Source organism: Fusobacterium perfoetens ATCC 29250, from assembly GCF_000622245.1.
Classification (GTDB): Bacteria; Fusobacteriota; Fusobacteriia; order Fusobacteriales; family Fusobacteriaceae; genus Fusobacterium_B; species Fusobacterium_B perfoetens.
This window is the reverse complement of record NZ_JHXW01000003.1, coordinates 209,901-232,261: the sequence shown is the minus strand read 5'-3', so window position 1 is coordinate 232,261 and position 22,361 is coordinate 209,901. Positions and strand designations below refer to the sequence as shown.

General features: G+C 25.4%; 17 protein-coding genes. 1 reads left to right on the top strand and 16 read right to left on the bottom strand.

From position 1 onward, the window contains the following. Nucleotides 1-5: 5 nt before the first annotated feature. The 16 genes from rsmG to polA form a co-directional block, all read right to left on the bottom strand. A complete protein-coding gene (rsmG, locus tag T364_RS0101140; protein ID WP_027127926.1) occupies nucleotides 6-707 on the bottom strand; it encodes a 16S rRNA (guanine(527)-N(7))-methyltransferase RsmG in 702 nt (233 codons plus the stop codon). Next, on the bottom strand, nucleotides 707-2,596 hold the full coding sequence (mnmG, locus tag T364_RS0101135; RefSeq protein WP_027127925.1) for a tRNA uridine-5-carboxymethylaminomethyl(34) synthesis enzyme MnmG: 1,890 nt from the start codon (nucleotides 2,594-2,596) through the stop codon (nucleotides 707-709). The genes rsmG and mnmG overlap by 1 nt, the downstream gene beginning before the upstream one ends. Before the next feature lie 24 nt (nucleotides 2,597-2,620). Then, nucleotides 2,621-3,298: a potassium channel family protein gene (locus tag T364_RS0101130; protein ID WP_027127924.1), complete on the bottom strand. Its 678-nt coding sequence runs from the start codon at nucleotides 3,296-3,298 to the stop codon at nucleotides 2,621-2,623. A gap of 15 nt (nucleotides 3,299-3,313) precedes the next feature. Continuing rightward, the gene (locus T364_RS0101125; RefSeq protein ID WP_027127923.1) at nucleotides 3,314-4,654 is read right to left on the bottom strand and encodes a TrkH family potassium uptake protein; all 1,341 of its coding nucleotides are present in this window, start codon (nucleotides 4,652-4,654) and stop codon (nucleotides 3,314-3,316) included. An 86-nt stretch (nucleotides 4,655-4,740) separates the two neighbouring features. Then, complete coding sequence (gene rpsO, locus T364_RS0101120; RefSeq protein WP_027127922.1) at nucleotides 4,741-4,998, bottom strand: 30S ribosomal protein S15; 258 nt, start codon at nucleotides 4,996-4,998, stop codon at nucleotides 4,741-4,743. A 113-nt stretch (nucleotides 4,999-5,111) separates the two neighbouring features. After that, nucleotides 5,112-7,292, bottom strand: a complete 2,181-nt coding sequence (ftsH, locus tag T364_RS0101115) for an ATP-dependent zinc metalloprotease FtsH (protein ID WP_035945188.1) — start codon at nucleotides 7,290-7,292, stop codon at nucleotides 5,112-5,114. A 130-nt stretch (nucleotides 7,293-7,422) separates the two neighbouring features. After that, nucleotides 7,423-8,781: a tRNA lysidine(34) synthetase TilS gene (tilS, locus tag T364_RS0101110; RefSeq protein WP_027127920.1), complete on the bottom strand. Its 1,359-nt coding sequence runs from the start codon at nucleotides 8,779-8,781 to the stop codon at nucleotides 7,423-7,425. A gap of 9 nt (nucleotides 8,782-8,790) precedes the next feature. Continuing rightward, nucleotides 8,791-10,446, bottom strand: coding sequence for a B12-binding domain-containing radical SAM protein (locus T364_RS0101105; RefSeq protein WP_245596488.1), 1,656 nt, complete (start codon nucleotides 10,444-10,446; stop codon nucleotides 8,791-8,793). After that, nucleotides 10,446-11,459 (bottom strand): endolytic transglycosylase MltG, encoded by a 1,014-nt coding sequence (mltG, locus tag T364_RS0101100; RefSeq protein ID WP_081775640.1) that lies wholly within the window; start codon nucleotides 11,457-11,459, stop codon nucleotides 10,446-10,448. Before mltG ends, T364_RS0101105 begins: the two co-directional genes overlap by 1 nt. 75 nt (nucleotides 11,460-11,534) lie before the next feature. Beyond that, nucleotides 11,535-13,286, bottom strand: a complete 1,752-nt coding sequence (locus T364_RS10240; protein WP_081775636.1) for a DEAD/DEAH box helicase — start codon at nucleotides 13,284-13,286, stop codon at nucleotides 11,535-11,537. Nucleotides 13,287-13,395: 109 nt separating this feature from the next. Then, on the bottom strand, nucleotides 13,396-14,970 hold the full coding sequence (locus tag T364_RS0101090; protein ID WP_027127917.1) for an Eco57I restriction-modification methylase domain-containing protein: 1,575 nt from the start codon (nucleotides 14,968-14,970) through the stop codon (nucleotides 13,396-13,398). Then, nucleotides 14,970-16,430: a murein biosynthesis integral membrane protein MurJ gene (murJ, locus tag T364_RS0101085; protein WP_027127916.1), complete on the bottom strand. Its 1,461-nt coding sequence runs from the start codon at nucleotides 16,428-16,430 to the stop codon at nucleotides 14,970-14,972. The genes T364_RS0101090 and murJ overlap by 1 nt, the downstream gene beginning before the upstream one ends. A 19-nt stretch (nucleotides 16,431-16,449) precedes the next feature. After that, complete coding sequence (locus T364_RS0101080) at nucleotides 16,450-17,193, bottom strand: segregation and condensation protein A (RefSeq protein ID WP_051532595.1); 744 nt, start codon at nucleotides 17,191-17,193, stop codon at nucleotides 16,450-16,452. Then, complete coding sequence (locus tag T364_RS0101075) at nucleotides 17,156-18,088, bottom strand: bifunctional riboflavin kinase/FAD synthetase (RefSeq protein ID WP_027127914.1); 933 nt, start codon at nucleotides 18,086-18,088, stop codon at nucleotides 17,156-17,158. Before T364_RS0101075 ends, T364_RS0101080 begins: the two co-directional genes overlap by 38 nt. Then, a complete protein-coding gene (gene whiA / locus T364_RS0101070; RefSeq protein ID WP_027127913.1) occupies nucleotides 18,072-18,995 on the bottom strand; it encodes a DNA-binding protein WhiA in 924 nt (307 codons plus the stop codon). Before whiA ends, T364_RS0101075 begins: the two co-directional genes overlap by 17 nt. A 21-nt stretch (nucleotides 18,996-19,016) precedes the next feature. Continuing rightward, nucleotides 19,017-21,722 (bottom strand): DNA polymerase I, encoded by a 2,706-nt coding sequence (gene polA / locus T364_RS0101065; protein ID WP_027127912.1) that lies wholly within the window; start codon nucleotides 21,720-21,722, stop codon nucleotides 19,017-19,019. Nucleotides 21,723-21,911: 189 nt separating this feature from the next. On the opposite strand from polA, the gene T364_RS0101060 reads away from it, so the two are divergent. Further along, the gene (locus tag T364_RS0101060; RefSeq protein WP_027127911.1) at nucleotides 21,912-22,313 is read left to right on the top strand and encodes a single-stranded DNA-binding protein; all 402 of its coding nucleotides are present in this window, start codon (nucleotides 21,912-21,914) and stop codon (nucleotides 22,311-22,313) included. Nucleotides 22,314-22,361 lie beyond the last annotated feature (48 nt).

Sequence of the window (22,361 nt, the reverse complement as noted above, 5' to 3'; positions counted from 1 at the left end):
AATTTTTATAATGGTTTTTTTGATGGTACTCCATTTGCTCTTGGGTATTTTTTGTTAGTTTTATTTAATTTTATTATATCAATAATTACCCTTTTATCTTTAATATAAGGTAATTCATCAATATAAATTTTTTCTATTTTGGAATTTAAGACTTTTAATGCATTCTCCCCATCTTTTTCTTCGTTTGTCCCTTCCATTTTTTGAGGTAAAAATCTTCCATTTACCTTCAAAAAAGGTATAACATATTCAAGAATTATATTTAATTTTGAAACTCCTCTACATAATCCTATATCATATGTTTCACGATTTTTTTCATTTATAAATTCCTCAGCTCTAACATTTATTGCTTCTACATTACTTAGTCCTAATTTTTCAATAACTTGTTTTAAAAAATTTATTTTTTTTCCTACTGAATCAATTAAAGTAAATTTTATTTGAGGATTACAAATTGCTAAAACCATTCCGGGAAATCCAGCCCCTGTTCCAATATCTATAGCTTTTCCTTCTGTTATTCTCATATATTTCATAACCAAAAGTGAGTCTAAAAAATGTTTTTCTATTATTCCTTCTTCATCTCTTATAGCTGTTAAATTAGTATGAGAATTATATTCTATAAGAAGTTTTAAATATTCCATAAGATTATCTATTTTTTCATCTGAAATATCTAGTCCTATTTTTTTTATACCATCTTTTAAAAATTCTTTCATTAATTTTTTCCTCTCATTTTTAAATAAATAAGTAAAACTTGAATATCTGCTGGAGATACTCCTGATATTCTAGAAGCTTGTCCTATATTCATTGGTCTTACTGCCTTTAATTTTTCTTTAGCTTCTCTAGGAATATTTTCTAAAGAATCATAATCTATATTTTCTGGTATTTTTTTATCTTCTAAAGTTTTGTGTTTTTCTATAGCTTTCATTGCTCTTTCAATATATCCAGAATATTTTACTTGTATCTCTATTTGATATTCTATGTCATCTATATAATCTTCTAAAGAAAAATCCTCTATTAATTTTGCTACATATTTTATATCTTTATAAGTTACATCAGGTCTTCTTAAAAATTCAAATAGAGAAATTCCATTACTCACAGGTTTTTCATTATACTTTTCTAAAACCTCATTTACTCTAGAATTTGAACTTCCTACATATTGTTTTTTTAGTTTTTCAATAACTTCTTTTACCACTTTTTCTTTAAATAAAACTTTTTCATATTCCTCTTTTGAAACAAGCCCTACCTCATAACCTATTTTAGATAATCTTAAGTCAGCATTATCTTCTCTTAAAATCAATCTATATTCACTTCTTGCTGTAAACATTCTATAAGGTTCATTAGTTCCTTTAGAAACTATATCATCAATTAAAGTTCCTATATAAGAATCAGCTCTATCTAATATTATAGGTTCTTTTCCTTGAATTTTTCTAGCAGCATTGATTCCAGCCATAATCCCTTGGGCTGCAGCTTCTTCATATCCAGAAGTTCCATTTATTTGCCCTGCTGTATAAAGATTTTTTATATTTTTATTTTCTAAGGAATATGTTAATTCTTCAGTAGCAACATAATCATATTCAATAGCATAAGCATATCTCATTATTTTAGCATTTTCTAATCCTTCTATTGAATGTAAAATTTCATATTGTACATCAGCTGGTAATGAGTTGGAAAGTCCAGCTACATATATTTCATTAGTATCATATCCTTCTTTTTCTAAAAATATGTGATGTTGTTTTTTATCTGGATATTTAAAAATTTTATCTTCTATTGATGGGCAATAACGAGGTCCTGTTCCAACTATTGTTCCATTATATAATGGCGACCTATCTTTATTTGCTCTTATAATATCATGAACTTTTTCATTTGTATGAAGTAAATGACATGGAATTTGTTTTCTTTTAGCTAATTCTTCATATGAAGAAGAATTTGAAAATCTAAGTGGAGATGTATCTCCAGGTTGTTCTTCCATTTTAGAAAAATCTATTGTTCTTTCATCAATTCTAGCAGGAGTTCCTGTTTTAAATCTTCCTAATTTTATACCTATTTTTTCTAATGACAAAGGTAAATCTTCTGAAGAAAGTTCTCCTAATCTTCCTCCTTGAAATTTACTTTCTCCTATATGGATAAGCCCTCTCATAAAAGTACCTGTAGCTATTATGATAGCTTTTCCTCTATATTCTACACCTTCTCTTGTTTTTACACCAATAGCTTTTCCATCTTCTATTATTATATCAGTAACCATACCTTGAATTACATCAAGATTTTCTGTATTTTCTAAAGTTTTTTTCATTTGAACAGTATACTGTGCTTTATCAGCTTGTGCTCTTAAAGACCTTACTGCTGGACCTTTTTTAGTATTTAATACTCTTATTTGTATAAAAGTTTTATCTATATTCTTTGCAATTTCTCCTCCTAGAGCATCAATTTCTCTTACTAAATGAGATTTTGCTGGTCCTCCTAGTGAAGGATTACATGACATATAACCAATTTTATCTAAACTTATTGTAAATATAGCTGTCTTCATTCCCATTCTAGCTGTTGCTAATGCCGCTTCACAACCAGCATGACCTGCTCCAACTACTATTACATCAAACTTCATCATTTAATTTCCTCCTAATAGAAATTATTAATCTTCTTTGTATTCCTTTTTTAATATATCGTTTATCTTATTTGCTGATTTTGTATCAGTAACCACAATTAAAGTATCATCTTTTTCTATAATTGTTGTTGCTGTAGGATTTGGAATAAATCTTCCTGAAATTTTTTTTATTCCTATTACATTTATATTATAATTTTTCCTAATATCTAATTCAATAAAATTTTTTCCTATAAATTCTAAAGGAGCTTTTACTTCTACAAGTAAAAAATCTTGTGAAAATCTAAGATGTTCTATCATATTAGGTTCCATTGCTACTAAAGCTGTTCTTTTTCCCATATATTCTTCTGGATAAATTACTTGGTCAGCTCCTATTTTTTCTAATAATTTTCTATGTTTTCCATTAATTGCTTTTACTATTGTCTTTTTTACTCCCATTTCTTTTAAATTAAGTGTTATCATTATACTAGGTTCTATAAGTCCAATACAAATAAATACAACATCAAAGCTTTGCACATCTAGTTTTTTTAACTGAATTTCATCAGTTGCATCTAATACTAAAGCATTTTCCAAATAATCATTATTTATAGTTTCTTGAACTATTGTTTCATCCAAATCTATCCCTACAACTTCTTCTCCTGCTTCATATAAAGTTCTAGCAACATTTGTTCCAAAGCTTCCCAATCCTATTACCAAATATTGTTTCATTTTTTCTCCTTTTTATTATCCAACTATAATATTTTCTTTTGGATAAGTAATTTTTTCAATTTTTTTAGTCCCTCCAAAAGCAAGTGCAAAAGTCATTGGTCCTAATCTTCCCAAAAACATTGTACATATTATTAAAATTTTTGAAATTACTCCTAAATCAGGAGTTATCCCTACACTTAATCCTACAGTTCCAAAAGCAGAAATAACTTCAAAAATTATAGCTTCTGATTCAAAATTTTCAACTGTCAACATTATCATAATAATAATAATAACATATAAAAGAGATATAATCAATATAGCTATAGCTCTATTCATAACCTCCCAATCTATTCTTCTATTAAATATAACAGTATGTTCTCTCTTCTTTACTATTGAATAAACATAAAATATTAAAACACCTATTGTAGTAGTCTTTATTCCTCCTCCAGTTGATCCTGGAGAAGCTCCTATAAACATTAAAATACAAAATAAAAAAATAGATGAACTTTCTAAATTTCCTATAGGAACTGTGTTAAATCCTGCTGTTCTAGTAGTAACACTTTGAAAAAATGATGCTATTATTTGATGTCCAAAATCTAAATTTCCAATAGTTTCTGGATTATTTCTTTCAAATAAAAAGAATAAAATCATTCCTAAAAAAGTTAAAAAACAAGATATTAATATTGCAACTTTAGCAGTTAAATGTAATTTTTTATTTTTATATCTAATATTTTTTACCAAAGAATCTATTACTCCAAATCCTATTCCTCCTATTATAATTAAATATGCTATTGTTAAATTTATTATAATTGAGTCTGAATACTTTTCCAATCCTGTAGTAAATAAACTGAATCCAGCATTACAAAAAGCTGATATACTATGAAAAATACCAAAATATATTGCCCTTCTAATAGGCATTTCTTCTAAAAATTTAATAGTTAAAAAGAAACTTCCTATTCCTTCAATTATGGCAACTGTAATTATAATTTTTTTTAAAAATTTTAATATTCCACCTATATCTTCAATATTTCTTTCTTCCTTTAAAAGTTCTTTTTCTTCATATGTGATTTTCTTTTTTATTAAAAGAAAAATAAAAGAAGAAAAAGTCATTATTCCCAATCCACCTAATTGAATAAAAATTAGTAAAAATATTTGTCCTGGTATACTAAGGACTTTACTTATATCTATTACAGATAATCCTGTTACACAAACTGCTGATGTTATAGTAAATAATGCTGTTAAAAAATCTAATCCTTCTCCTGATGTAGTTGAAATAGGCAACATTAATAATAAAGTTCCCACTATTATTGTCGCCATAAATCCTAATATCAATTTTCTAGAAAGGGATAATTTTTTAAAAAAATTTACTTTTTTCATTATTTCCCCCATTTATTGAAAATTTATAAAATTTTCATTTATATTATTAAAAAAACTATCTCAAGAAGAGATAGTTTTTATTTTGATTATTTTCTAATTTCTAATTTAGCAATTAGAGCTCTGTATCCTTCTATATCTTTAGAAGCTAAGTAATTTAATAATCTTTTTCTGTGTCCTACTTTTTTAAGTAATCCTAATCTTGAATGGAAATCTTTATTATGAACTTTTAAGTGTTCAGTTAAGTGTTTAATTTCCTCTGTTAATATTGCGATTTGTACTTCTGTAGAACCAGTATCTTTTTCGTTTTTACCGAATTCTTTAATTAATTCTGCTTTAGTTTTCATTTAGCCTTCCTCCTGATTAATATTATCTATCCCACGAAATAGGTGGCTATTCCTATATCCTAGGATAAATTCTCATTGATTATATCATAACTTATATGATTTGTAAAGTATTTTTAATTATTTTGATGATTTTTTTCTTCACTAAGATTTTTTATTTCTTCTATTGTTAAGTTTTCATCAATTAATTCATCAACAGAGATTCCCTCATCTTCTTTATTTAAAGGTTCTAATTTTTCCCCTCTCATAAGAGCTTCAAATTCTTCTCTCATTATCGTTTCTCTTTCACATAGAGCCATTGCTAAAGCATCTAATTTATCTCTATTATCAATTAATGCTTGAACAGTTTCTCTATATGTTTCTTTAACAAGTTTTATAATTTCTTCATCAACTTCTTTTCCTGTTACATCACTATAATATTTTTGTTGGAATACATCTCCTTCATTTGTTCCATCTAATAAAATTGGTCCAAATTTCTCACTCATTCCATATTTTGTTACAATTCCATGAGCTATACTTGTTGCTACTTTAATATCTTGGCTAGCTCCTGTAGTTAATTCATTCGAAACTAATTCATCAGCTGCCCTACCACCATAACACATTTTCATCTTATTAATAAACCACTCTTTTGAGTAATAGTGTCTATCTTCTTCAGGTAAAGCCATTGTATATCCACCAGCTGCTCCTCTTGGTATAATTGTTACCTTGTGAACAGGGTCTGTATCATTTAAATATAAATAATTTATTACAGCATGTCCAGCCTCATGATAAGCTGTTTTAATTTTCTCATGCTCAGGAACCACTTTTGATTTTTTTTCTGGTCCCATCTCTATTTTTTCAGATGCTTCTTCTAAATCTGCCATTGTTATTTCTTGTCTACCATCTCTAGCTGCCAATATAGCTGCTTCATTTAATAAGTTTGCTAAATCAGCTCCAACAAGCCCAACTGTTTTCTTAGCTATTGTATCAAAATTAACATCTTTAGCAAATTTCTTTCCTCTAGCATGTACTTCTAATATTTCTTTTCTTCCTTTTATATCTGGAGAGTCTACAAAAACCTGTCTATCAAATCTTCCTGGTCTTCTTAAAGCTCTATCTAATACATCTGGTCTATTAGTTGCTGCTAAAACTATAATTGTCTCTTCAGTACCAAATCCGTCCATCTCAACAAGTAGTTGGTTAAGAGTTTGCTCTCTTTCATCATTTCCTCCACCTTGTCCAGAACCTCTTTTTCTTCCAACAGCATCTATTTCATCTATAAATACTATACATGGAGCAGATTTTCTTGCTTTAGAGAATAAATCTCTTACTCTTGAAGCTCCAACTCCAACAAACATTTCTACAAATTCAGAACCTGACATACTAAAGAAAGGAACTTTTGCTTCTCCAGCTACTGCTTTAGCTAATAAAGTTTTTCCTGTACCAGGACTTCCTAATAATAACACCCCTTTAGGTATTTTAGCTCCTACTTTTCTGAATTTTTCTGGTTCTCTTAAGAATTGAACAACTTCTTTTAATTCTTGTTTTGCCTCATCTATTCCAGCAACATCTTTAAAGGTTACATTAGATATTTCTTCTCCATTTTCTTTGGCTTTAGATTTTCCCATATTAAATATTTGAGGTCCTCCACTGCCTTTGTTCATTCTTCCTAACATAAATACCCATACTCCTATTAATAAAAGCATAGGGAACCAAGAAGCTAATAAACTTAATAATAATGGCATTTCATGTGGTGGTAATGATTCTACTTTTATTTTATTAGCTTCTAAAGTTTTTACTAATTCTGTATCATGACCTAATCTATCTGTGATTAATCTAGTTTTATATCCTTGAAGATTTTCTTCGTTACCATAATATCCGTAAATATATCCTTCTCTTTCTTCAACAAAATCTATCTTTTTGTTCTTTATATTTGATACAAATTCTGTGTAAGATACTGTTGTAGTAGGAGTAGTTTTTTCACTCTTCATTATACTTGGTAATGACATTAATAATGTTACTACAAATATTAACATTACTAATCCTTTAAAGTTAAACTTTCCTTTTTTTACATTTTTCATTCCTGAAGAAAGTCTTGATTTTAGTTCCTCTCTTCTTTCTTCAATAGTTTCTTCTATTTTAGTTTTTTCTTTTTGCTCTTCTTTTGGAGTTTCCTCTGGTTTCTCCTCAACTTTTTTCTCTTCTACTTTTTCTTCCTTTACTGGATTTTTTTCATTCTCTTCTTTCTTTTCTTCTTTAAATGATGGTTTTATCTCTTCTAATTCTTCGTTCTCATATTCCTTTCTTTCATTTAACATTTTAGGAATTATATTATCTAACTCTTCATCTTCTTTTATTTCTCTTTCTATCTCTTTTTCATTTTGGTTAGTCTCTTTTATTTCTTCTGTAGTTTGTTTTTCTTCTACTTCAGAAACTTTTTTTAAGTCCTTATCCTCCACTATATTTCCTCCTCAATTTTAGTACTATCTTTTCTTTTTGCTGTAAAGTAAAAAAATATTTTTTGCTTTTTCTTATACCTGCTATCCAAACTATTTCTTCAAGTCCATTTTTATCTTTATGAACTACTATGGGAATATTTTCCCTTTCCTCTTTTGGAATTTTTGAATTAACAAATATATCTTTTACTTTTTTGTAATTTTCCATTCCTTTTAATAAAATGGTATCTCCTGATTTTCTACTTCTTATTATAAGAACATCATCTTTCTTTAGATTTGTTACAAATTCTTCTTCTCCCCCTTTAAAGTCTTCATTTTGTATCACAGCTTCAAGTATATAATCCCCATACTCTACTTTTCCAGGTATTTTCAATACTGTTTCTTTGACTTTATTTTCCTCTTTTTTGTTTAAATCTATATATATTTTATCATACTCTTTAATTAGAGTATAGTATTTATCTAATTTTATTTTTTTTGTACCACCTACATTTAAAATAGATAATATCCCTTCTATTTTATTTCTAGAGCTAATTAAATTATTAATATTCAAATAATAATTTATTATTTTTTTTATAATATATTTTTTTTCTTTTAATAGTTCTTTTACATCAATTTGATTTTCTTTTATATATTTATTATAATCTATTTCTAATAATTCATTAACTTCCCTTATTTCTTTTATAAAATTAAATATTTTCTCTTTAAATTTAGGATTATATTTATTTTCTATAAAAGGAATTAAATCTAATCTTATACTATTTCTTGTATAATTATTTTCTAAGTTTGTTGAATCTATTTTATATTCTATCATATTTGTATCTAAATATTCAACTATCTCACTTTTATATACTTCATTTATAGGTCTTATAATTTTATCTCTAATATCTATTATTCCCTCTAATCCTTCAAACGAAGCTCCCCTTATAAGCCTAAATAAAAAAGTTTCTACTTGGTCATCTAAATTATGAGCTAATGCTACTTTATTTCCATTTATTTCACTTAAGACTTCATCAAAAAATGAATATCTTATTTCTCTTCCCGCTTCTTCTAAAGTTATTTTCTTTTCTATAGAAAGAGCTTCCATACTTTTTTGTCTAACAAAAACAGGGATATTATACTTTTCTCCTAAAGATTTTACAAAATTTTCATCTCTAAGAGCTTCATCTCCTCTATAAAGGTGATTTATATGAGCTAATGCTAAAGTAAGATTATATTCTTTTCTTATTTTTAAAAGAACTTCCAATAAAAATATAGAATCTGGGCCCCCTGAACATCCAACAACTATTCTATCATTTTTTTCTATCATTTTACTTTCTTTTATTCTTTCTATTACTTTATCAATTATGCTCATATTTAACCTCTATTTTATAATTCTATATTTTGTTCCATCTTTCGTATACTCAAAGAATATATATACTTCTTCTTTCTTATCTGTTTCCATATTAATAGAAAATTTTTCCAACTCTGTTGACTTGTGTGCCTCTCTAGAAGATTTAAACTCCATCTTTTCTATAATATTTTTATATAACTCCTTATCTTTTTCTTCTTTTATCCACTCAGGATAATAACCCGGTTTTCCCAAGAATAAATAATCGAATTTTAAATATTCTAAAAATTCCTCTATTTTAGGAAATTTCATTTCTTTATAATATTCTACAAAATTATTAAAAATAGCTAATTCTCTATGAGCTATTTCTAAATATCCTTTATTTTTATAAAATTCTCCTATACTTTCAAAAAAATTAAAAGGACTTTCAAAGAAATTTTTTACCACAAAAGCTAAAGATTTTAAAAATTTCTGTGAATTATAATAAAAATCTAAAACTTCCTCTACATCTTTTAACTTACATAATTCAGCATAAGAAATAAAATCGTTAGATATTACTTCATAAGGTGGAAAATCTAAATATTTGTAATTATATTTATGTCCATTAGCTTTCATTTCTGTTCCTTCTAACATTTTTAGAAAACCTAACTGTATCATCTCACATTTTGTATTATAAACATAATCAAAAGATTTTTTAAAAGTTTCATAATTTTCATAAGGAAGACCTGCTATTAAATCTAAATGTAAATGTATATTTTTATTTATCGCTGTTACATTATGAAATAATTTTTCCAAATCATTTTTTCTATTAATTATTCTCATTGTATCTTCGTTTATTGTCTGAACTCCAATTTCAAATTGAAATAATTTTCTAGGTACTTTTTTCAAAAAAGTCAATACTTCATCATCAAAGATATTAGCATTTATTTCAAAATGGAAAGTTATATTTTCTCTATAATTTTCTAATAAAAATTTCCAAATTTCTAAATATCTTTTTTTATCAAGATTAAAAGTTCTATCTACAAATTTTACAAGTCTTGTTCCTATATCAATAAATCTTTTTAAATCTTTTTTTGTCCTATCCAAAGAAAAATATCTTACAGTTTTATCTATAGAAGACATACAATATGAGCAATTAAAAGGACAACCTCTTGATGATTCATAATATACTATTTTATGTACATCTTCTAATTCTGAATCCTCATAAGGAAAAGGTATAATATCTAAGTTTTCTATTAATGGCTCATATCCATTAAATATAATTTTATTATTATTTCTATAATAAATTCCTTTTACTTCTTCTATATTTTTTGTTAGAAGATTTAATAGAATATTCTCTCCTTCTCCTACTAAAATTCCATCTATCTCTTTATTTTTTTCTAAAATTTCAGTTGGATTATAACTTACTTCTGGACCACCTAAATAGATTTTTTCCTTTGTTAAAACTTTTCTAATTTCTTTAACAATTTTAAAAACCATTTCAACATTCCAAATATATACTGAAAAAAATATATTTTCTGGTTTTTCTTCTATTATATCTCTTATAATTTTTTGTATATTGTTATTTATACTACTTTCATATATTTTTATTTTTTCATTTGAATTTTCTTCAACATATTTTTTTAAGTATCTTATAGCTAAATTTGTATGTACATATTTACTATTAATTCCAACTAAAATATTTTTCATTATTTTTTATCTCCATTCATAAGATTTTCTCTTTGAAATTGTAAATGTTCCTCATAAGTTTCTGTAAAATGATGAGCTCCTCCTCCAGAAGCCACAAAGAAGTAATAAGGAGTATTTACTGGATTAAAAGCAGCATCAATAGATAATTTATCAGGATTTCCTATTGGTCCTGGTGGAAGTCCTTTATATTTATATGTATTATATGGAGAATCTACCTCTAAATCTTTATAATACATTTTTCTTTTTGTATAATTATATAGATAATTTACTGTTGCATCTGAAGCTAAAACCATATCTATTTTTAATCTATTATGGAATACTGAAGAAATTATAGGTTTTTCCTCTTTTTTTACTGCCTCTCTCTCTATTATTGAAGCTAATATAAGTTTATTATAAAAATCTTGTTTATCTGGATATTTTTCTGGTGGAAACTTCTCTAAAAACTCATTTAAAAAAGCTTTTATAATTACTTTTTCATTTGAATTCTCTGGAATAAAGTAAGTATCTGGATAAAAATATCCTTCAAAATTTCCATTGGGAGTTGGATATGGAAAGTCTATATTTTTTAATTCTGCCATAAATTTATTTCTATCTATTCTCTTATCTTTTTCTAATTTATCTATTACTTCATTTACAGTTAACCCCTCTTGAATAGTTACAGAGAACATTTTATCTCTTCCCTCTTCTAATAAATTAACTAAACCTATAACTGAATAATTTCCTTTTAATTGATAATAACCAGCTTTTATTTTCTTACCACCACTTTTAAGTTTTAGATATCCTCTAAAATAATCTTTTTTTTCTGGATAAAGTTTTGTTAATATTGGTAAAATTCTATCTCCTGATTTTATTTCCACTATCTCATCATAATATTTTTTTTCTGTTAATTGATATAATAAGAAACTTGAAACTATCAAAAGTACACATATAAAAGTTGGAACTATTATTAGTGGAAACTTAAAAAATTTATTTATTGACTCATTCTCTCTTAATTTATTTAAAATTTCTTTCATATTTTCTCCTAAAATAAAATTATAAAAAACTCCCTCAAATAATTTTTCCATTAAATAAGGGAGTAACATGTGTTATTATTTTTTTGTACTACCTTCTGCTTTTTTCTTTCTAGTTTTCTTTGTTTTATCACTAGAAACAGATTCTTTTGAAGAATTTTTTTTGTTAGTTTTCTTCTCTTCTACTTCTGACTTTGGTTTTCTTCCTCTTTTTTTAGGTGTAACCTCTTCTACTTTTTCCTCTTCATTAGATTTTACTTTTGCTTTTTCTACTAAAGGTTTTCTTCCTTTTTTCTGCTTTTTAAATATATCCAAAATATATTCAGCTTCAGCAAAAGGAACATTCATAAATGAAAAGTTTTCATAAACTTCTACATTTTTTATTTTATCTCTATCAATCTTTGATTCTTTTGCAATTAAATCAACTATTTTCTTAGGAGTAATTTTATCTACTCTTCCTAAGGCTATAAATAATCTTGTTTTTCCTGTTTTATCTACAGTTGCTTCTTCAATTTCATTATAATTTGAACTATCTAAAACATCTTCATAATTTATTTTTAAAAGAGAAGCAATTATTTCTTCTGGAGTTCCCTCTTTTAATAAATCTTTTGCCATTTCTACAAAATTATTTATATTTCCCTCTTGAATCTCATTTTTTACACTTTCTTTTATCCTGTATTTTCTTGAAATTATTACATCTTTTATTCCAGGAATTTTTTCTTTTCTAATATCAGTTTTAGTTATTCTTTTTATTTGAAGTAATCTTTTATATTCAGATGGAGTTATAAAAGTTATAGCTGTTCCTTCTTTTCCAGCTCTTCCAGTTCTTCCTATTCTATGAACATAACTTTCTGCCTCTTGAGGAACTGAATAATTTACAACATGAGTTAAATCATTAACATCTATTCCTCTAGCTGCCACATCTGTTGCTACTAATATAGTAAGTTTTTTATCTTTAAATCTTTTTAAAGTAGTTTCTCTATAGTTTTGAGTTATATCTCCATGTAACTCACCTGCATCATATCCTCTATCATTTAATTTTCCTGCAAGTTCATTTACATCATTTTTAGTTCTACAGAAAACTATTCCATAAAAATCAGGTTCTAAGTCTATAATTCTGCATAAAGCTTCGAATTTATCTTTTTGTTTAACTTCAAAATAAATTTGATCTGTTAAGTTTGTTGTAAGTTCTTTTGTTTCAACTTTTAAAATTTCATAACCAGGTCTCATATGATTTTCAGCTATTTTCAAAATTTCTTTTGGCATTGTAGCTGAGAAAAATAACATTCTTTTATCCGCTTTTGTATAACTTAATATTTTTTCAATATCCTCTATAAATCCCATATTAAGCATTTCGTCAGCTTCATCAAGAATAAAGTAATCTATTTCATCCAACTTTAAAAGTTTTCTATCTATTAAGTCTAAAACTCTTCCAGGTGTTCCAACAACTATATCTACACCTTTTTTTACTTGTCTAATTTGTAATTCTATAGACTGTCCACCGTAAACTGGTACTACTTTTAAATTTCTTCCAAAAGCAAAAGAATTTGTTTCTTCAGCTACTTGTATAGCTAACTCTCTTGTTGGAGCTAGTATTATGGCTCTTATTTTTCCTGTACTTTTTTCTATTTTTTCAAGTATTGGTAAAGCAAAAGCTGCTGTTTTTCCTGTTCCTGTTTGAGCTTGTCCTATTACATCTTTTTCACCTTTCAATAAAACAGGTATTGTTAATGCTTGAATTGGACTTGGTTCTTCAAACCCTTTTTTGGATAAAGCTTTTAAAGTTTTATCACTTAAACCAAGCTCTCTAAATTTCTCTAACTTATTCATTTATCACTTCCTCATTTATTTTCAAAAAATTATAAATATTTTTATTTGTAACCTAATAATTATATCACAATTTACTTTTTATTACTATATTTTATTTTTTATTCTTTTCTTAAACTCCATAAATATTTGAAAAATATTTTTCTATTTTTCCCTGAGTATCTTCAGAATAATTTTCTATTTGTTGTTTTACTAAATCTTCTATAAATTTTATTTCTTGAATATTATCAGGATAATATATAGGAACTTCTTTTAATGGTGTTGTATAAAATTCTAAATTATATCCTTTAGATTTTCCATTTATTCTATACCATTTATAAAATATTTTAGAATTCAAATATCCTAACAAATAAAAAATATTTATATTTTTATCTATTACAGAAAGATAATAAATATCAGCACTTCCATAAAAATCTCCATTACTATAAGCAAAAATATTTGTTTTACATCTTTGACGTACAACAATTTTTTCACCTTTAAATATCTTCTCTTCTCTTCCCCATTGAAGTTCCCACCAATTTATTTTTCCAGATTTTACTTCTCTTCTCTCTTTTAATCTTTTTTGATAAATGCTCAAATAATCTAAAAAATTATTATCAACTTCTGTATCCGTATTTACATAAAATATCCAAAACTTATTTTCTTTTTTATGACTATATTTATTTATATCTTTATTTTTATAAAGAGGCTTTAAAATATCTTTATAATCATCAGAATACATTTCTGTTATAAAAGCTCCATCATATCCTGAAATTATTCCTTGATTAATATTTACAAAATCTTTTAATCTATAATTTGATTTTTCTAAGATATTTTTTATTATTTTTTTATTTTTAGGATTTAATAAAATTATATTTCCTTTTTCATCATATAGTTCTTCATTTAAAATCTCAAATTTTTCTTGAATTAAATCTGTATTTTCTTTATTATTTTCTAATTCTTCTTCATCAAGATTTGAATTTTTTATAAAACATTTAGTATTCTCTAATTTTTTTCTCCAAACAAATATCACATTATGTTGTCCATTTACCTCTTTAAATACAGATGTATTAAAATTATTCAAATATTTATAACTTCCCTCTTCTTTTAACTTATTTCTAAGAGTGGTTCCGCTATCAGCTTTTAACCAATAATTTGTAACTATATATGAAAGTATCCCATTTTCTTCTAATATATCAACTCCTTTTTCAATAAAAAAATATAAATAGTCCATTTTACTTTGATAATATTTTTTACCAAATGAAGTTTCTTTTATTTTAGAAAATAATTCCTTATTATTTTTTTCTCCTATATATGGAGGATTTCCTAATACTAAATTATATTTTTCATTTATCTCTGTAGTAAGGCTATCTCCTAAATAAGTTTTTATTTCTCCAGATAAATTATATTTTTTTAATATTTTTAAAATATTTTCTTTATATTGTTGTAAAGCTAATTCATCTAAATCATATGCAGTTATCCAACTTTCTTTATATACATATTTTCCAAAAATCTTTTTTGAAAGTCTTATTAATTTTTCAAGAGCAACACACAAAAGGTTCCCTGTTCCACAAGAAAGATCAGCTATTTTTAAATTATTTATTTTCTCTTTAGAGTATTCTCCTTGAAAATATTCTTTAAATCCCTCTCTTGTTATTTCATCTGCATATTTATAAGGCGTATAAATTTTATAATTAACAATTCCCATTAAAATACCTCTAATCTTTTTTTATAAATCGGATAAGCCCATAATATTAAATAGATAACAGAAAATACAACTAATTTTAAAATTACATTATTTATATAAAAACTACTTATAATTCCTATTATCGAAGCTATTATAGTTTTTATTCCAAATATCCAAAGTCTCTTTAATTTAAAATTAATATATTTTTTTCTAAAAGTATATAAAAGCAAAGTAAAATTAACTATTGCAGCTATTGAAGTGGCTAAAGCTAATCCTTTATAAGCCATTGGTTTGATCAATATCATATTTAAAACTATATTTATAATTATTGCCATTATTGAAAATTTAACAGGATCTTTACTATTTTTCATTCCATAAAAAGCTCTTGTAAGTACATGAATAGCATTATAAAAATAAAGTCCTACTGAATAGAAAAATAAAGCTTCTCCTGTTATTACTATGGCTCTTTCATTAAAGTTCCCATATCCAAATAAGAATTTTACTATTTCTTTAGAATAAAAACAAAATACAGCCATACATGGAACTATTAAAAATAATAAAATATTTAATCCCTTTAGTAAATTATCTTCTACTCCTTTAAAATCTTTATTAACTATCTTTTTAGAAAGAGTAGGATAAACAACTGTTGATACAGATATTCCAAAAACACCTATTGGTAAAGTATAAAGTCTTGTGGCATTTTCAAGAGCTGATATTCCTCCAGCCTCTAAATATGAAGCAAAAAATTGGTCCACTATTGTATTAAACTGTCTTGCCACTATTCCAACTAACATTGGGAGCATCATATAAAATAATCTTTTTAAATACTTATCTTTCCAATAAATTTTAAAACTATATCCTTTTGTTTTCCCTATAAATTGTGGTATCTGTACTAATAGTTGTAAAATTCCTCCTACTAAAACCCCATAAGCCATAGCCTTTATTCCATAAGTTTTTCCAAAATATACAGCTGACCCTAATATCGCTATATTAAAAAATATAGCTGTAGAGGCTGGTACTACAAAAATTTTAAAATTATTAAGTATAGCTCCTAACATTCCAGCTATTGCTATTAGAATAAAATATGGTGACATAATTTCTAAAAGTTCTGCAGCTACATGCCGAGTTTCTGGTGAAAAACCATTAACTATCAAAGCTATTATTTGTTCAGAAAATATAATCATTAAAAGAGAAATTATAATAGAAAAAATAAAAATTATATTTAAAATAGAAAATATAAATTTTCTTCCTTCTTCTTCTCCTTCTTCCTTTATTTTCTCATTATATAATGGGATAAAAGATGTTCCTAAAGCTCCCTCTCCTAATAATTGTCTAAAAAAGTTACTTATTTTAAAAGCACTAAAAAAAGCATCAGTAGCCGCTGTAGCTCCAAAATAATAAGCTACAATCATACTTCTTGCTAATCCCAACACTCTACTTATTAATGTAACTATCATTACTAATATTCCACTTCTAAACATTGTACCTCCAAAAAATATATTAGTTTATCCTTTTTATATATATTTCCTCATTTATTTTTAATATATCAATACTTCCCTCTTTATAAGTATCTAATATTGCCAAAAAAATATATACAAGATGCATTTTATTTTCGGCTCTTTGAAATATTTCCCCCAATGTTTTTATTTTATCATAGACAAAAATTTTTAATTTTTCAACTTCATCTTCTAATATATAAGTTCTTTCATATTTTATTTGCATTATTTCTGTATTTTGTTTTAATAGATACTTTTTATAACTTTCATATATATCATCTAAAGTCAAAGTATCTAAGTTATATTCTTTAGAATCAACTTTTGTAATTCTTCTTCCTTCTTTTTTAGAATAACTAATATTAAATTCATTTTCTAATCTAGCTACATCTTTAGTTACTTCTTTAAAAATTTTATATTCTTCTAATCTTCTTTTTAATTCTTTTTCTGATTCTTTTTCTTTTTCAAAACTTAATACAGAATAAGCTTTTATTTCTAAAAGCTCTGTTGCTATTAAAACAAATTCAACTTTTATTTCTAAATTATCCCTTTTACTATCTTCTAATATAGATAAATACTCATCAATAATTTGAGTTATTCTAATTTCAGAAATTTTCATTTTTTTCTTTTCAATTAAATATAATAAAAGTTCAAGAGGACCTTCAAAATTATCTATTTTTAAAACTATCTCTTTATTTGATTCTATCTCTTTTTTATTTTCTATTTGAAAATTTTCTCCAGTTTTCAACATCATTTTTTATTCCTTGCCTTAATTCTTCCATAGAATTAAATTTTTTTTCATCTCTTAAATGCTTCTCTATACTAACATCTATTTTTCTTCCATAAATTTCTCTATCAAAATCTAATATATGAACTTCTACACTTAACTCTCCTGGTTTTAATGTAGGATTTCTTCCAATATTTATAACAGCATTATATTTTTTATTTTCTCCTTCTATTGAAACTGTTCCTCCAAATATTCCAAAAGGAGGATATACTTTATTTACTATTTTTAAATTTGCTGTTGGAAAACCTAAAACTCTTCCAAGTTTTTTTCCATGTTCTACAACTCCTGAAATAAAAAATGGCCTTCCTAAATACATATTTGCTTCTTCTACTTTTCCATCTAAAATTAACTTTCTAATTAAGGTAGAGCTCAAAACTTTTCCTTTATATTCTATAGCAGGAATTTCATTTAATATAATTCCTTTTTTGGAAGCCACTTCTCTTAAATATTCTACATTTCCACTTCCTTTTTCTGCAAAAGTATAATTAAATCCAACAAAAATTTCTTTAGCTCCTAAATATTCTATCAAAAATTTATCTATAAACTCTTCTTTTGTTGTTTTTGCATATTCTTTATCAAATGTTTGTAAGACTACATAATCTACTCCCATTTCTTCTAATAATCTTAATTTTTCATCTATAGTATTTATCATTTTAGGTACTCTTTCTGGAGCTACAATTTCTAATGGATGATTTAAAAAAGTATAAACTACAGATATTCCATTATTTTTTCTAGCCTTCTCTATTGCTCCATTTATAAGAACTCTATGTCCTCTGTGAATTCCATCAAAAGTTCCTAAAGCAATATAACTATTTTTCAACCTCTCTTTTGTATTTTGTATATCAATTATGATTTTCATCAGAAACTCTCCCTTTATTTTCCTCTAATAATTCATTATATATTTCTTCTATTCTTCTAAATCTATTTCTTATTCCTGATTTTGATATTCCTATCATATCAGCTAATTCTTGTAATGAGCTCTCAGGATTTTGTAATCTTAGAAAAGCAACTTCCTCTAAAACAGATGAAAGTTTATTTATTCCTATAACTTTTCCTATATAATTTATCATTTTTATCTGTTTAAGCCCTGTGTTTAAAGCTTTAGTTTCATTAGCTACTTCCCAGTTCATCTCTCTTATAGTTTTATTTTTTAAATCTTTCATCATAGTTATTTCTTCATACTTATAAAACTCTTTTATAGAACCAATCATAACTAATACGTCCATTATATCTTCACAATTTCTTAAATAAACTAAATTTTTATTTCTTTTTTTAGTTTTTGAAACTTTTTTCCCAAGATTTAATAATATTCTATATAATTCTTCTGCCATTTCCTCATCATCTATAAAAAAATCCATAGCATATTCTTTTTCTGGAGGTTTAACGTAGCCAGTTGATAAAAATAACCCTCTTACAAAACCAGCTACTCTTTCTTCATCTTCTTCTATTTTTTCTCCCCTAAATCCCTCTAACATTTTTATGAAATCAGTATATCCATTTTGTTTTTCTATAGTAATTATATATACTCTATGCTCTCCAAAATTCATACTTATAGAATATTTTACGCTTAATTTTAGTTGAGTTACTTCTTTTAAAAGGCTATATACTCTATTTGCTAATTCTATACTCTCTAATTTAAACTCTATTTTATTAGGTTGAATAGCATTCTTCACATCTAATATTCCTCGTAATTCTGCTATTTTCTCTTTCGTTGTATATATTGTTTTTTTTATTATCTCTGTTTTTACTTGAGAAGTGTAAGACATTTCACCCTCCTTTCTTCAAAACTATTTAGCTTCTGCCCAATTTTTACCTTCAGCACTATTTACTTCTAAGTGTACTTTTTTGAAATCTACACTATTTTTCATTATATTTTCTATTATTTCTCTATAATAATCTACTTTTTCCTTTTTTATTTCAAAAATAAGTTCATCATGTACTTGTAATAACATTTTTATATCATCTTTATTTTTTATTTCATTATATATTTTTATCATTGCTTTTTTTATAATTTCAGCTGCGGTTCCTTGAATAACTGTATTAACAGCCATTCTTTCCCCTTGATTTTTTATATTTTTATTTTTTGAGTTAATTCCATCTATATTTCTTCTTCTTTTAAAATATGTTTCAACATATCCTTTTTTTTCAGCCTCTGCTATGATATCCTTTTCAAACTCTTTAACTCTAGGATATTCACTAAAATATTTTTCTATATATTCTTTTGCTTCACTTTGACTTATTTTTAATTCTGAAGCAAGACCAAAAGGAGTTTTTCCATAAATAACACTAAAGTTTATAGTTTTTGCTATTATTCTTTCCTCTCTACTTACTTCTTCATCTTCTTTTAAATCAAAAATTTTTCTAGCTGTTAAACTATGTAAATCTGCATTTTTCCCATATGCTTCTATTAAATTTTCATCACCAGACATTTCTCCTAAAACTCTCAACTCTATTTGAGAATAGTCAATTCCTAAAAGTTTATTTCCTTCTTTTGCTACAAATCCCTCTCTTATTTTCATACCTTCATCTGTTTTTACAGGAATATTTTGTAAATTTGGGTCAGAAGATGACAATCTTCCAGTAGCTGTTCCTGTTTGATTAAAAGTAGTATGAATTCTATTATTTTCATCTTTTACTTTTAACAAAGCATCTACATATGTAGATTTTAATTTTGTAAATTTTCTATATTCTAGTATATATTCTGCTATTTTTTCCCCTCTATCTCTTAAAACTTCTAAAACTTCCACATCTGTTGAATAACCACTTTTTGTTTTCTTAACAGGAGTAATATTTAATTTAAAAAATAAAATTTCTGATAATTGTTTAGGAGAATTTATATTAAATTTCTCATTAGCTTCCTCATATATTTTATTTTCTAATTTTTCAATTAACTCTGTAAGTTCTATACTATAGTTTTGAAAATATTTAGGGTCAATAGTTATTCCTTCTTGTTCCATAGAAGCTAAAACTTCTATTAAAGGTATCTCTGTATCTTTTAAATTTTTTATTAAACCTTTTTCTTCTAAATCCTCTTTCATACTAGGATAAACTTCTTGAATAAGGGATGATAATCTACATAAATATTTTCCATATTCTTCTATATTTGTATTTTCTCTTTCCTCTTTCCCAAATAAGTCTGCATAACTTTTTATATCTATTCCCTCATTTAAAGCTACCATTTCTAAGCCCTCTTTAGTTTGAGCTGTTTGTAAATGATACCCTAACATCATATCAAATTCCATATTTTTAGTAGGAATTTTTCCTATATTTTTAATTACATTTTTAAATCCATAAGTTATAAATTTTTTATCTAAATCAAAAATTTCTTGAGCTTTCTCTTTTGAATAATTTTGATATTTTTCTCCTAATTTTAAATTATGAGCAAAAGGTAAATAGTAATCTTTTTTAGATGTTGAGAAAGCAATTCCTATATTTTCAGTATAAAAGAAAATTTCATTTTCTTTTTTTAAATTTTCTTTTAATATTTCAAATTTTTCATTATTGTCAACTATTAAAATTTCTTCATCTTTTTTTACTTCTACTTTTTCTGATAAATTTTCAAAAAGCCCCAATTGAGAATTTGAACTTTCTAATTTTAACTTTTCAACTTCTTCTTCTAAATTCATTCTTTTTATAAGAGCTTTAAAACCTAAAATTTTAAAAAGTTCTAAAGTTTTTTTATTGTCTATATTATAAGATATTTGTGAAATTTCTATGTCAATAGGAACATTTTTATCAATAGTAGCTAATTTTCTACTTAAAAAAGCCATTTCTCTATCTTCTTCTATGTTTTTTATAAGTCCTGGTCCTATTCCAGAAATTTCTCTTAAAGAAGAGATATTTTCATATATTCCTTCTAAATTTTGATATTTTTCAAGCATTGGAATAGCTTTTTTTTCTCCAACTTTTCTGACACCTGGAATTCCGTCACTTTTATCTCCTATAAGTCCAAATAAATCTGGTATCATTTCTGGAGTTACTCCTAAAAACTCTACTACATCTTCATCTGTTCTTAGAATTTTAAATCCTCCATCATCACCTTTTCCCATAAGAGCAATATTTATATTTTTATCAACTAATTGAGCTAAATCTTTATCTCCAGTAATTATATATATTTCATAATTTTCTTTTGAAAATTTTTTAGCAATAGTTCCCATAACATCATCTGCTTCATAACCATCTATTTTAAATCTTTTAATTCCAAAACAATCTAACACTTCTTCTATTCTAGGAATTTGAACAAGTAAATCTTCTGGTACTGCTTCTCTATTTTTTTTATAATCTTCAAATATCTCACTTCTTTTTAATGTAGCTCTTTTTACATCTTGTGCTGCACATATATAATCAGGAGAAAATTCTTTTATAATACTTAGTAATGTATTGGTAAAACCATAAACAGCTCCTGTTGGCTCATCTTTTGTTTTAAAATTCATATTTGCATAAAAAGCTCTATACATAATTGCACTAGTATCTAATAAGACTATTTTTTTCATTTTTCCTCCCAAATATTTTTACAAATTTCCGCATAATATTATATCATATCTTCCATTTTTTTTCATAAAATCTTATATATATTTTACATTTTTCTTTAATGACTTTTTTTATTTTCTTGTCAAGGCTGTATTTTTTTGGTATAATTAAAAATATATTATTTAATAAAATTAAGATGGAGGTTTTTTATTATGAACATAGTAATTTTAACTGGAAGATTAACTAGAGACCCCGAATTAAAATATGGACAAAGTGGAAAAGCTTATTCTAGATTTTCTTTAGCTGTTGATAGACCTTTTTCAAAAGGAGAAGCTGATTTTATTAACTGTGTTGCTTTTGGAAAAACAGCAGAACTTGTTGGAGAATATTTAAGAAAAGGTAGAAAAGTAGGAATAAATGGTTCTCTTCAAATGAATAGATATGAAGTTAATGGTGAAAAAAGAACTTCATATGATGTTCTAGTTAATAGTTTAGAATTTTTAGAATCAAAAGGAACTTCAACTGGTGCTGACGATAATTATTCTTCACATGATTCTGTATCAGAACCAACTCCATCATTTAGCCAAATGGATGATGATGAATTTCCATTCTAAAAATATTTTAATTTTTAGTTATTAAATTTTTTTATATATATTTTTTAA